Annotated in this window: 7 protein-coding genes and 2 pseudogenes; 7 read left to right on the top strand and 2 right to left on the bottom strand. The window is 60.6% G+C overall.

Annotated elements, in window-relative coordinates:
* The 5 genes and pseudogenes from IHE30_RS13995 to IHE30_RS14015 all read left to right on the top strand — a co-directional run.
* A pseudogene (locus tag IHE30_RS13995) lies at positions 1-1,171 on the top strand (carboxyl transferase domain-containing protein); the annotation flags it as partial.
* A 44-nt stretch (positions 1,172-1,215) separates the two neighbouring features.
* Positions 1,216-2,001: an enoyl-CoA hydratase/isomerase family protein gene (locus IHE30_RS14000; RefSeq protein ID WP_337691483.1), complete on the top strand. Its 786-nt coding sequence runs from the start codon at positions 1,216-1,218 to the stop codon at positions 1,999-2,001.
* Positions 2,002-2,123: 122 nt separating this feature from the next.
* On the top strand, positions 2,124-3,077 hold the full coding sequence (locus tag IHE30_RS14005) for a hydroxymethylglutaryl-CoA lyase (RefSeq protein ID WP_443193679.1): 954 nt from the start codon (positions 2,124-2,126) through the stop codon (positions 3,075-3,077).
* 281 nt (positions 3,078-3,358) lie between these two features.
* The gene (locus IHE30_RS14010) at positions 3,359-4,120 is read left to right on the top strand and encodes a 4'-phosphopantetheinyl transferase family protein (protein ID WP_337691484.1); all 762 of its coding nucleotides are present in this window, start codon (positions 3,359-3,361) and stop codon (positions 4,118-4,120) included.
* A gap of 171 nt (positions 4,121-4,291) precedes the next feature.
* Positions 4,292-5,002, top strand: coding sequence for a succinate dehydrogenase/fumarate reductase iron-sulfur subunit (locus IHE30_RS14015; RefSeq protein ID WP_337691531.1), 711 nt, complete (start codon positions 4,292-4,294; stop codon positions 5,000-5,002).
* A 93-nt stretch (positions 5,003-5,095) separates the two neighbouring features.
* On the opposite strand, the gene IHE30_RS14020 is transcribed toward IHE30_RS14015, so the two are convergent.
* Both IHE30_RS14020 and IHE30_RS14025 read right to left on the bottom strand, forming a co-directional pair.
* The gene (locus tag IHE30_RS14020) at positions 5,096-5,908 is read right to left on the bottom strand and encodes an endonuclease/exonuclease/phosphatase family protein (RefSeq protein ID WP_337691486.1); all 813 of its coding nucleotides are present in this window, start codon (positions 5,906-5,908) and stop codon (positions 5,096-5,098) included.
* A 5-nt stretch (positions 5,909-5,913) separates the two neighbouring features.
* A complete protein-coding gene (locus tag IHE30_RS14025; RefSeq protein WP_337691488.1) occupies positions 5,914-8,040 on the bottom strand; it encodes a VTT domain-containing protein in 2,127 nt (708 codons plus the stop codon).
* Positions 8,041-8,106: 66 nt separating this feature from the next.
* On the opposite strand from IHE30_RS14025, the gene IHE30_RS14030 reads away from it, so the two are divergent.
* Positions 8,107-8,313, top strand: coding sequence for a hypothetical protein (locus tag IHE30_RS14030; RefSeq protein WP_337691491.1), 207 nt, complete (start codon positions 8,107-8,109; stop codon positions 8,311-8,313).
* Between the two features lie 1,254 nt (positions 8,314-9,567).
* A pseudogene (locus IHE30_RS15255) lies at positions 9,568-12,831 on the top strand (amino acid adenylation domain-containing protein); the annotation flags it as partial.
* Positions 12,832-13,198: the final 367 nt, after the last annotated feature.

A 13,198-nucleotide genomic window follows, 5' to 3' on the forward strand; every position in this document is an offset into this window, starting at 1 on the left:
GGGCGGGGCCAAACCTGCGAACCAGGATGAGGTTTTCCCGGATCGAGATCACTTCGGCCGCATCTTCTACAATCAGGCGAACCTGTCCGCGCAAGGCATCGCGCAGATTGCCGTGGTGATGGGCTCGTGTACCGCCGGCGGCGCCTATGTTCCGCTATGAGCGACGAGTCGATCATCGTAAAAGGCCAGGCACGATTTTCCTCGGTGGCCCGCCGCTGGTGAAGGCCGCGACCGGCGAGGTCGTCACGGCCGAGGACCTGGGCGGCGGTGACGTGCACACCCGCTGTCCGGCGTCGCCGATCATCTTGCACAAAACGATGCGCATGCACTTGCGATTGCGCGGCGCATCGTGGGCCACCTGAACCGAGTCAAGCCGCAGCCGCTTGCACTGCGTGAGCCGAAGCCGCCGCGCTACGACACGCGTGAGTTGTACGGTGTGATCCCGACCGACACGCGCAAGCCGTTCGACGTGCGCGAGGTGATCGCGCGCCTTGTGGATGATTCGGCGTTCGACGAGTTCAAGGCGCGCTATGGCACGACACTGGTGACCGGATTTGCCCATCTGTGGGGTTATCCTGTCGGCATCGTCGCTAACAACGGTATTCTGTTTTCTGAATCGGCGCTCAAGGGCGCGCACTTTATCGAGTTGTGCTGCCAGCGCAAGATTCCGCTGATTTTCCTGCAGAACATCACTGGCTTCATGGTCGGACGCAAGTACGAGAATGAAGGGATTGCCCGTCACGGCGCGAAGATGGTCACCGCGGTCGCGACCGCGCAGGTGCCCAAGTTGACGGTGATCATTGGCGGCTCGTTCGGCGCCGGTAACTACGGAATGTGCGGCCGCGCGTACTCGCCGCGGATGCTATGGATGTGGCCGAATGCGCGGATTTCCGTTATGGGCGGCGAGCAAGCCGCCTCCGTGCTGGCCATGGTGCGCCGCGACGGCATCGAGGCGAAGGGCGGGACTTGGTCCGCCGAGGACGAAGAGGCCTTCAAAGCGCCAATCCGTGAGCAATACGAACAGCAGAGCCATCCGTACTACGCGAGCGCCCGCCTGTGGGATGATGGCGTCATCGATCCGGCGCAGACCCGCGATGTGCTCGGCCTGGGCTTGTCGGCCGCGATGAATGCGCCAATCGGCGAGGCACGCTTCAGCGTGTTCCGCATGTAGGCGCTAGTGGCTCTTCTGTTCTGCGGGTGCGAGGAGGCGAAGCGATGCAATACGACACCTTGACGCTCAATTGCGAGGATACGCTGGCGACCGTGACGTTGAACCGGCCCCAGGTGCGCAATGCATTCAACGAGACGATGATCGCCGAGTTGACGTCGGTGTTCGGCATGCTGGGCCAATGCGGCGAAATCCGTGCGATCGTGCTCGCTGCCAATGGGGTGGCGTTCTGTGCGGGCGCTGACCTGAACTGGATGCGCAAGATGGCCGGCTACTCGAGCGACGAGAGTCGTGCTGACGCGTGTACGCTCGCGCGCATGCTGGCAACGATTGACCGCTGTCCCAAGCCCGTGCTGGCACGCGTTAACGGTGATGTCTACGCCGGCGGGATGGGATTGATATCGACCGCGGACATCGTTGTCGCGCAAGAAGCGGCACGTTTCTGCCTGTCCGAGGCGCGGCTCGGCCTGATCCCGGCGACGATTGCGCCCTATGTGATGCGCGCGATGGGCGCGCGTGCGGCCCGGCGCTATTTCACGACTGCCGAGCCGTTCGACGGTGCGACCGCGTTGCGGCTTGGGCTGGTCAGCGAACTGGTGCCGCAAGTTGCGCTGGACGAGACGGTGCGCCGGCTGGCCGATGCGCTTGTGGCCAATGGCCCCGGTGCGGTCGCCGAATCCAAGCGGCTGGTGCGGGACATCGCCGACAGGCCGTTGACCGACGAGTTAATTGACGAGACCGTCGAGCGGATCGCACGGGTGCGGGCCTCGGCGGAGGGCCGTGAAGGCGTGGCGTCGTTCCTCGAGAAGCGCGCGCCGGGATGGCGCATTTGAAACCGGTTACGTGTTGGCTTGTCCGCGCCCATCGCGGCGTGTTGCCGCCTGGGTATCCACAGCGTGGCGGTCGGTGATCAGGTGGCCGACGGCGCACAGCCATTGACGCTGGAGGTGACTTCATGACGGAGGACAGAAGCGACCCGGCGGCCGCGCCCCGCAGCAGCATGTCCGGGCTGCCCGGCTGGGTGAAGATCGTCGAAGTGGGGCCCCGCGATGGCCTGCAAGCGGAAAAAGTGCAGGTGCCGACCGACGTCAAGGTGGAATTGCTCGACCGGCTGAGCGCGGCCGGCTTCGCAAACATCGAGGCGGCGTCATTTGTGTCACCGAAATGGGTGCCCCAAATGGCCGACAGCGCCGACGTGATGGCACGCGTTCGGAGACGGGCAGGCACGTTGTATTCGGCGTTGACGCCCAACATGCAAGGTTTCGAGGCGGCGCTGGCCGCGCGCGTGGACGAGGTGGTGATCTTTGGTGCGGCAAGCGAAGCGTTTTCGCAACGCAATATCCATTGCTCGATCGCTGAATCGCTCGCGCGTTTCGCTCCTGTCGCGAAGGCCGCCAAAGATGCCAAACTGCGGTTGCGCGGCAGCATCTCGTGCTCGCTTGGCTGCCCGTACCAAGGGGAAGTCGCGGTCGATGCCGTGGTCGATGTGGTGACCCGGATGCGCGATCTCGGATGCGATGAGATCGACATCGCTGACACCATCGGCGTCGGTACCGTGAACCGTGTGCTGGAGGTGGCCGAAGCCGTGTCATCTGTCTTTCCGCTCGAATGCATGGCCGGGCACTTCCACGATACCTATGGACAAGCACTGACGAATATCTATGCGGGGCTGCAGGCCGGTATCGCCATCTTCCATTCATCGGTCGCGGGCCTCGGCGGCTGCCCCTACGCGAAAGGTGCGACGGGCAACGTGGCCACGGAAGACGTGTTGTATCTGCTCCACGGACTGGGGATCGAGACAGGTGTCGATCTGAACGCAGTGGTCGCGGCGGGCGACTTCATCAGCCGCGCGATTGGCAAGCCTAACGGCGCGCGCGCCGGCAGGGCGCTGCTCGCCAACGCAGTGTAGATCAGCCTCAGGGCGGCGTAGACGACGCAGCCAGCCTTCGCGCGCCGGGGAATGCGCGGGCGCACGCCGGCACCCGACGCATCGCGGCACCAAACGCCGCCCACACGGAAACGCTGGCAGGTTCATCACACCGATTGCGGACGGCAAATGCTCGCACTCCCAGGACGGCCGACGCAGGCCCGCCATGAAGTCCGGCCGCATCGCTTACAATTGGGGCACAAGCGACAAGTACCCGTCGCAGCGCTGCGACGGGCTGTGACTTTCTCTCCCGCATACAAGCGATGACCGAGGACGCGACACACGTTACGACAACAACCCTGTTGCGCCCCGGCGGACGCTGGCCCGATGACGTGATGCTGTGGCACGTGCGGGTCCCACTCGCTGCCACTGCGTGGAACCGGCTACAACCGTGGCTATCCGACGATGAACAGCAGCAGGCATTGCGTTATCGACGTGACGAGGATCGGCTGCGCTTTGCTGCGACACGTGCCGTATTGCGAACGTTGCTCGCTAGGCATACCGGTGGTGTGCCGCTGTCGCTGCGCTTTTCGTCGGGGCCCTTCGGGCGGCCGGAACTCGACGGCTACGGCGACACGTTGTCGTTCAACGTCACGCATGCAGGCCAGCATGCGCTAATTGCGTTATCAGACAGGCGCTGCGTGGGCGTGGACATCGAGTGCATCGAGCGTGTGCTCGACTGGCAGGCATTGCTCGGCACGGTATGCACGGACGCCGAGCAGCGTGCGCTGCGCCTGAGTGGCCACATGCACGGCGCTCACGGGTTTTTCCGCTGCTGGACGGCCAAGGAGGCCGTGCTCAAGGCGCTGGGCGTCGGTATCGGGTATGGCTTGCAGCAGGTGTCGGTGGATCCATTTGCCCAGGGCGTGCAGCGCGTTGATGCGCCGACGAGTGGTGCATGGGGGGATATCGCGGCGCTGCAACTGCACTGGATTGACGAGGTTGCCGGCTATGCCGGCTGTATCGCGTTCGGACCGCTCGGCAGCGTCAGCGCACGTCCGCGCCAACCCCCCACTTCTGGCTGAGGCTGCGATACCTGCCGTCATCGAGCAGCGCGTCAACGGCCTTGCCGTTGAGTTGCGCGTATTTGAGGCCGGATGAACCGGCCGTTATGGGTCGGCAGCGCCGCGTTGGCATGGGAATGGTTGTTGCGCACCATCGTGTTCCTGCTGCTCGACTTTCCGGAGCTTGTTGCCATGACCCAGCGACGACGCATCATCGATGTCTTCCGTTACGATCCCGACGGGGACGAGCGTCCCCGCATGCAACGCTACGAGATCGAGCCGCAGCCCGAGGACCGGATGCTGCTTGACGTGCTGGGACGGCTCAAGGCCCTCGATGAGACGCTTGCCTACCGTCGCTCGTGTCGCGAGGGGATTTGTGGTTCGGATGCGATGAATATCAATGGCGTGAACGGATTGGCTTGCCTGACGAACATGCAATCGCTGCCGGCGCACATCCAACTCAGGCCATTGCCCGGGCTGCCAGTCGTGCGTGACCTGATCGTGGACATGACTAGCTTTTTCAACCAATACCACTCGGTCCGGCCATATCTGATCAACGAGACGCCGCCGCCGGAGCGCGAGCGGTTGCAGACGCCGCAGGAGCGTGACCAGCTCGACGGGTTGTATGAGTGCATTCTGTGTGCGTGCTGCTCGACCGCGTGCCCGTCGTACTGGTGGAATCCGGACAAATTCGTTGGCCCGGCCGGCCTCTTGCAGGCGTACCGGTTCATCGTGGACTCGCGCGACGAAGCCACTGGCGAGCGCCTAGACAATTTGGAGGATCCGTATCGACTGTTCCGCTGCCGGACGATCATGAACTGCGCGGATGTATGTCCAAAAGGTTTGAATCCCGCGGCCGCTATAGGGCATATTCGCTCCATGCTGGCGTGCCGTGCGCTCTAGCGGTTTCCTGGACGGCTTGTCCGTGCGTAGCATGACGCCCCGCGATAGCGCGCCGCACTAGAATGCGCTGTCGGCTGCGGGCCCATGCCGATGCTATCGCGGCAGCGACCGAATGTCCCCGGTCGGATCTTCACCGGTGCGTGTCGCGCTATCTCGCAGGCCCGCTGGGGTAGCGACGCTGGCTATCTCGAGAGGACGAGTACCGTTGCCGTTTGCGCGGATGCGCGCAATCAACGGCAGATGATCCGACGCGACGCGCGCAAGCGCGCTGCGATGCACTTGGACATCGACCAGCCATTCCCCGGGATGGACCCAGATGCGGTCCAGCGAAAGGATCGGCCAGCGTGCCGGAAACGTGCGTGGCGCCGGCGCCCGACGAAAATGCCCGACCAGCGCGCGCAATGCACGGCCGTGCACGAACCATTCGTTGATGTCGCCCAGCAGGATCACCGGCAGCTCGCTGCTGTCGAATGCGGCAAGCAGCGTGCGCACCTGTGCACTGCGCTCGATCGCCGACAGCCCCAGATGCGTCGCCACTACGCGCAGCACGCCGTCTGCATATTCGATGTCCGCATCGAGCGCGCCGCGCGGTTCGCGCCGCGTGAACGACAAGTCCAGCGTGCGTGCCGCGCGAATCGGCAGCCGCGACAGCACCGCATTGCCGTAGTCTCCGCGCTCGGTCTGCAGCGTTGGCCCGGCAACCGCCTCCATGCCGGTGGCCTGCCGCAAATCGTCCAGCACGCCGGGTGCGTTGGAGGCGCCGTTCAGTGGCACCTCCTGAAGGGCGACGATGTCCGCATCTAGTTCGGCGACAACGTCAGCGATGCGTTGCATTGAGCGTGGTCGCCATCGGCCACCAGCGCCATGGATGTTGTAAGTCGCAATACGCAGTTCTGAATAGGCCATAGTGGTCAATGTTTTTTCAGCAGCTTGTGCAATAGAATCGACAGTGCCACTAGCGCGGCGCCGATGCCTATGAGCAGCACGAGTGAGCCCGCGTCGGGATGTCGGATCGATGCGATCAGTTGGTGTGCGAATGTCACGGTTAGCACCGTCCCCGGGGCCATGCCGAGCAGCGTGCCGAGCAAGAAGTCGCCTATCCCGATATGGGATGCACCGGCCACCAGGTTGACGATCGAGAACGGCGCGACCGGCACCAGTCGTAGCACCAGGATGGTTAGCAAACCACGCTTGCCGATGCGCTCGCTCAGGCGATTCGCGCGGGAACCGGCGAGCCGGCGCACCGCGTCGCGTCCCAGCCCGACGCCGACGTAGTAGGTGGCCGTCGCAGCCAGCATCGAGCCAACCAGCGCGTATACTGCGCCCGGCCATGTGCCAAAAACCAGTCCAGTGGCGGCGATGATCAGCGTGATTGGCACGGCCGCCAGTGAAGCGACGACGTAGCCAAGCAGTACGATCGCCGGCGCCAGCGGCAATGCGGCCAATCGTTCGCTCCAATGCACGATATTGGCCACGCTCAATGCCTGACCGGCAGGGGTGAAGCGCCACAGCGCGGCCAGCGTGGCTAATGCGAGTGCGACGGCCCCGAGGCGCAGCAGCCGGGCCGCCGGGCGCGTGCCCTGACCATCGTCGAGGAACTGCCGGACCAGTGCGTCCGGTTCTACTGGGACTTCTGGGTCCGCCCACGCGCTGACCGGCACCAACGCTTCGAGTTCGGGCGGGATGGTGGGATCCAGTGGGGTGAGCGTGCGTGCGTCGTGCCGCAACGCGTCGATCGCACTGTTCAAGCGACCATGATGCTGCAGCGCGGCAGCCACCGCTTCAGGCGAGGCATTCAGGTGCTCAGCCAGTAGCCGGTCTCGGATCGACGCGATCACCGCACGCACGCGGTCGCTGCCGTTGGCGTCCAATACGACGTTACATTCTGTGTCGAGCACCATTGAGCGGTTGTTCAGGTTCGCGCTGCCGACGCAAAGCCGCTCGTTGTCGCTAATCATCAGTTTGCTATGTACGTTCAGGCACCCCGTGCGCAGCCCGTCGATGTATGGGCTCCAGAGCCGATAGCGTCCGTGGCGATCGGCCCGTGTGAGCGCACGGTGTAGCCGCGCACGCAGCGCGCCCATGGTCGCTTCCTGCAGCCAGCCGCTGTGGTTGCGCGGCACGACCACCGCGACGTCGGGCGCGTGCGGGTCTCCGAGCCGTTGGTCCAGCGCGTCGCGCACGACAGCGGAGGTCAAGTACTGGTTTTCGATGTAGAGACTGTGCTGCGTGGCCTCGATTATGTCGACGGTGAGCGTACGGATGTGCTGCACGCCAGGCTCATTGCGGTAAGGCGGCGCGGTCAATGCAATGCCGAGCACGACGTCGTGCACGTCCACCGGTACGCTCGACGGCCATGGATCGGCGCCGCTCAGGTTGCGCTCGGCGCGGATCGCCAGTGCCTTGCCGCACGCGCGGCGCCAGCGGCCTCGTGCTAATTGGCCGATCGCGCGCGCGGCTTCGCCATCGAAGACCGTGTGGACATCGTGGAACGGGTTGTACGGCGAGCCGTCGGGGTTGCGGCGCCAAGGATCGTTTGCAGCGTGAGCCGGCGTGTCCCAGCGCGCGCGGGTCAGGTCCAGCCCGCCGACGAACGCGAGCCGGTCATCGACGACCACAAACTTTTGGTGGTGCGAAGCACCGCGCGGATGTGTGCTATCCATCCGGAATAGGATCCGTCGATGCGAACGCCAGCCGGTCGGATAGACAGGCATCCATTCTCGTTCGAACGCGAAAATCATGGCGAAATCCCATGCCAGCACGTAGATCCGCAGCCGTCGGTTGGCGCTGGCCACGGCTTGCAGGAAAGCGCCAAGCGGCTCGGGGAAGCCGTCTGCCGCGCCCTGTGGTACCAGCTTCATTCGACTGTTGATGTCCCAGCCGACGATGAAAACGGTATGCTGCGCGCCGCGGATGGCTTCGCGCAACGCTGAAAAATACACATCGGCGTCGATCAGCACGCTGAAGCGATCGGCATGGCACAGCGAGTCGCAGTTGCGGCCGACTTCCAGTAGCCCATGGGTCGAGCAAGTGTTCAACGTTGCTCCTCTGAATGCGGGATAGGATGCAGGCGGGCATCTCTGTCGACGTGCATAGCAATCCGCATGCCGGTGATGCGTGAGCCTTATGTCGGTGGAGCGCGGAAGCGCGACAATAAGTCGGCAATGCCGGTAATGGCGACGAGATTCGGGTCGGGACGACGCGCCGATTGCCGGGTGGTGCTGGTCATCGAGATCGGCAAGCAATGGCGCCCGGGCGCCCGTTTTGCGCTTGCCAGTCAACTCAAGTGCGAGATCGTCGCGTGCTGGTGAGTCGCTCGCGACGGCGGTTAGCTCGGCGCGCGGACGCCGACACGGCGCCGACATGGCAGTGTGCGATGCCCTTAGCTAGCGGGCGAGCCACGGACATTCGCGTGCTCAATCGGATTGAAGACATTGACCACGCCGGTGTGCAGCCCGCAAAGTAACGGGATGGCTGAGTCAGTGAATGTGGCGGCTTCTTAATTGTTTCTCAAAGCATCGAATTAAGTTGATTTCAAGGATAATTGTTTTTTTATGTTATTCATTCAAGCTTAATTTTATAAATATGAATATCATAAATATCGTCGTATTTCTCGCCTGTTGTCACATTCCAGTTATCAGCGACATGCTGTTTGAATGCTTTTATGTTCCGATTTTGTCGGTTTTGAGAAAGAGAAAACGCTTTAGTTGCTTGAAATTACACTTTATAGTGGTTGTACTCATGCTAACCATTCCATGGGAATGGAGCTTCATCCTGGTGTGCAGTGCGGTTTAGCCAAAAATGGGATGATTCGTCGGCAGTCGCGACTGCCGTTTCATACAGGCGATGTCTGGAGTGAACGTAATGACGAAGTACCCTAACAGAGCACCGACCCAAGTTGTCCTTATGTGGTATGCCCACTTCTCCTCTCCTTGCCTTGAACCTGCTTTGTGAGCGGCCACGCGCTGGTGTTTTAAGTGCGGACAATAGCCTGCATGGGCATGGATATCGTTAAATTGTTCATATTTCAGTTGTTAATGTGCAATATTGCATCGTCCCATTGGGGGCGACGCTTTATCGAGACCAGTTGATTCGATTCCCTAAGTGGGGAAGTGGTTTTGCGAATTCCATACAAATGGATAGACAGCAAAACAGAAAGTATGACCGCTCACCCGATAGGCGGGTCATGTATGTTTAATGCAGTCAGCGTGGTTCGATACCATGCTTAACATAAGTATAGCTAATCAAGTCGGCGCGCTACTGTAGCTCACTGGGTAGGGACATACGGTGCTGTATGACGATGTACTGTTGAGTTTGACTTTGCATGCACATGGAGTGTCATGTTGGCCAGTGAGTGCGTCCGATTTTTCATGGTAGGAACGGTATCTGCTAAGAATTATCCATTGAAAGATTGACTGTTGGTACAAGCAGAAACGGGCATGATAGCTGGTATGAGTTTTGTACTGCTAAAAATTGCAAATTCAAAGATGGCTGGTTAACTGTTTCAGCTATGTAAAAGAATTGCTTCTCGCCTGGATTGGAGCTCAATTATGTCTATTCGCGTCATGCCGCTTACGTATCCGTTATCCACCGCACAAACGGAAATCTCGCTTGTCCAGCAGCTCTATTCAGACAGCCGTGCCAATACCATTGGCCAGTATACGACCATCGAAGGCGTCATTGATCCAGCCTTGTTCGAAGCGGCGTTGCGGCAGGTGATCCATGAAGCGGATAGCCTGCGGTTGCATTTTGTCGAGACCGATGAAGGCATTCAACAATATGTCGGCTCACCAGCGTGGTCGCTATCGCGGGTTGACCTCAGTGCGGAAGCGGACTCGCAAGCCGCCGCTCAAGCATGGATGCGCGCCGATTATGAGCAGCCGTTGGATATTTTACAAGGACCGCTGTTCCATTATGCATTGCTGAAAACCGCTTCGGACCAGGTGCTATGGTACCAACGCTATCACGCTGTCATGATGGATAGCATGGGCATGCACCTTATCGCACAACGCGTCGCGCACGTGTATAGCGCGATGCGCGAGGGTGTCAAACCCGCTCCATGCCCTTTCAGGTCTGTATCTCAGTTTTTAAAGAAAAATGCCCAATATCGCAATTCGGCACAATGGGCTCGTGATAAAGCGTATTGGCTTAAGCGTTGCACCAATTGGCCTGAACCGGTGACGTATGCAGGCCAACTTGCGAGCGCTTTCCATCCTCGCTTACGCCATACTGCTAAGCTTGCCCAGTCCGATAGCCAAAGGATTGATACATTTGAGTCTTCTGCCATTGATTTAGCCCAACTCGCTACTGCCGCCATGGCGGCCTATTTGCATCGGCTAACCGGGGCGCAGGACGTGGTGCTCGGCGTCCCGGCGACGGTTTGCTCGAGTATGGATCGATGCGTCCCCGGTAGGGTATCCAACGTACTGCCGGTACGGTTAACTGTGCGGCCAAGCACAAGCCTCTCGGTGCTCAAGGATCAAGTAGCACAAAAAATTCAGCAGGGACTGCGGCATCAACGCTATCCGATGGGTGCGTTACGCCAAGTATTAGAATTATCGCCCACTCAGCGGTTGTTTGGCTCCCTATTGGACGTCGGGGTGGTGGATAACCATCTGCTCTTTGGTGCGTCTTCGTCAACGAACCATCTTTTAGCCACTGGATCGATCGAAAATCTTCTTGTCGTGGCCCATGTTCAGCCCGATAGCCCCATGTTGCGGGTTGATCTTGATGCGAACCGCGCATTTGACACGGCAAATGAACTAACCTCACCTCAACATGGTTTCCTAACGTTCCTGAAAGCGCTCAACGCCGAGCCTACTCGGTCTATCAGCGACGTTGACTGGCTTAATGCAGCGCAGCAGCAGCGCCTGCTTGTCGAATGGAACACCACCGCGCAACCAGTGCCTGACGCAACGCTACCCAAGTTGTTTGAAAAACAGGTCGAGCGTACCCCCGATGCCACTGCGCTGGTGTGCATCGATCAGACGCTCAGTTACGCGCAGCTGAATGTTCAAGCGAACCGTCTGGCCCATTGGTTGATCCGGCTGGGGGTGGGGGCGGAGACGCCCGTGGCGGTTTTGATGCAGCGCTCACCCGAGCGCGTGGTCGCAGCGCTCGCCATCATCAAAGCCGGCGGCGTCTATCTGCCACTGAACGAGCAGTGGCCCAACAGCCGGCTGCACACGTTATTGGGTGAGACGCGCGCGCCCATCATGCTGACGGATCGCACGTTGCAAGCGCGCTGCGCTGCACTCAGTGCTCACATCATTGTCGTCGATGCCGATGCGTCACTCGATGATGAGCCAAGCGATAACCCCGCGGTGGCTTGCTCGCCTGAGCAACTGGCGTATTTGATGTACACGTCGGGCTCGACCGGCCAACCCAAAGGCGTGGCCATTGTGCATCGTACGGTGCGCAACATGGCCCTGGACCGGCGTTTGTCTGAAGTGCGAGAGCGGGTGCTGCTGCATTCGTCGCACGCCTTTGATGTCTCCCTGTATGAACTGTGGACGCCGCTGCTCTGGGGTGGACAGGTAGTCATTGTGCCGCCAGGCGAGTTGGATGTGCCTGTTTTACAAGAGACCATTCGAGCGCACCAGGTAAGCGCGCTGTGGTTGAGTGCGGGGCTGTTTCAGGTCATGGCCGAAGGTGACTTGAGCTATTTGAGCCGTGTGCGTCAGCTGACGGTGGGTGGGGATATCGTCTCGTCCGCGGCGGCGCAGCGCGTGCTTGCGCACTGTCCCGCACTGCGCTTGATCAATGGGTATGGCCCCACTGAGACAACCATTGCCACGGGCCATCTGATCCAAGGGTCGTATCAAGCGCAAGCGTCTATCCCGATCGGCACGCCACTGGATAACGCCACGGCCTACGTGTTAGATGCGTGCTTGCGTCCTGTGCCGATTGGCGTAGTGGGGGAATTGTATATAGCCGGCGCGGGCGTGGCCAGGGGTTACTTTAGCCGACCGGGGTTGACCGCCGAGCGCTTCATCGCTAACCCGTTCGATGCGAGCGGTGCGCGGCTGTACCGCACGGGCGATTTGGCGTACTGGCGCTCGGATGGTGCGCTGGAGTTTATCGGCCGGGCGGACCAGCAAGTCAAGATCCGAGGCTTCCGGGTGGAGCTAGGTGAGATTGAGGCGGCGCTGCAGCATCACCCGGCTGTCGCGCAGGCTGCGGTGATAGCTCGAGAGGAGCAGGCGGGGGGCCAACAGCTGGTTGGCTATATTGTGCTGGATCAAGCGCCTGCCGAGCGAGATTTTGTGACGGAGGCGAGCCAAGTTGAAGCATGGCAGAAGGTCTACGATACGTATTATCAAGACGACGCGCACTATCCTTTTGGTGAAAACTTTAATATTTGGAAGAGCAGCTACGACGGGCAGCCGATTCCGTTGACGGATATGCAAGCGTGGCGCGCGGATGCCGTTGCACGTATCCGTGAGCTGCAACCGCGGCGGGTACTTGAGATTGGCGTAGGCACGGGGCTGCTGCTTGCACACCTAGCGCCCCACTGCGAAGCGTATTGGGGCACGGATATTTCCGCCCCTGTTATTGACGCGCTTAAGGCACAAGTGGCGCAACACGCTGACTTAACCGCCCGTATTGAGTTGCGCACGCAGGCCGCCCATGTTACCGATGGCTTGCCGCAAGGCTATTTTGACACCATCGTCATTAATTCCGTTGTCTTACATTTCCCGAACGCTGATTATTTGATTGATGTGCTACGTCAGGCCATGGCGCTACTTGCGCCGGGCGGCGCGCTTTTCGTCGGGGATGTGCCAGACTTGCGCTTGTTTGAGTGTTTCACGAGTGCCATCCAATTATACCAAGCGGATCCCGCGACGGATGACTACGCCAGTTTGCGCCGACGGATCAAGCAAAATCAGTTGGCCAGAAAGGAATTGCGTCTGGCACCGGCCTTCTTCAGCACGCTGCCTCGCACGATTGACGAGATCGCGGCGATCGATATTCAGCTCAAGCATGGCGATTACCATAATGAATTGAGCCGTTATCGCTATGATGTGGTGCTGCGCAAAGGGCCGGTTAACACGCTATCGTTGGACCAGGCGCCGCAGCTGCATTGGGCAGCAGAGGTTACCACACTCGAGGCGGTGCAGACGCATTTAACTGATGAACGGCCCGCCTGTTTGCGCATTGTCGGTGTACCTAATATGCGCGTAGCGTGTGAACTGG

Source organism: Mycetohabitans sp. B46 (assembly GCF_037389205.1).
Classification (GTDB): Bacteria; Pseudomonadota; Gammaproteobacteria; order Burkholderiales; family Burkholderiaceae; genus Mycetohabitans.

Excerpts from the sequence above, each read along its gene's own strand:
- IHE30_RS14000 (WP_337691483.1), top strand. The coding sequence starts at position 1,216 with ATGCAATACGACACCTTGACGCTCAATTGCGAGGATACGCTGGCGACC.
- IHE30_RS14005 (WP_443193679.1), top strand. The coding sequence starts at position 2,124 with ATGACGGAGGACAGAAGCGACCCGGCGGCCGCGCCCCGCAGCAGCATG.
- IHE30_RS14010 (WP_337691484.1), top strand. The coding sequence starts at position 3,359 with ATGACCGAGGACGCGACACACGTTACGACAACAACCCTGTTGCGCCCC.
- IHE30_RS14015 (WP_337691531.1), top strand. The coding sequence starts at position 4,292 with ATGACCCAGCGACGACGCATCATCGATGTCTTCCGTTACGATCCCGAC.
- IHE30_RS14020 (WP_337691486.1), bottom strand. The coding sequence starts at position 5,908 with ATGGCCTATTCAGAACTGCGTATTGCGACTTACAACATCCATGGCGCT.
- IHE30_RS14030 (WP_337691491.1), top strand. The coding sequence starts at position 8,107 with ATGCCGGTGATGCGTGAGCCTTATGTCGGTGGAGCGCGGAAGCGCGAC.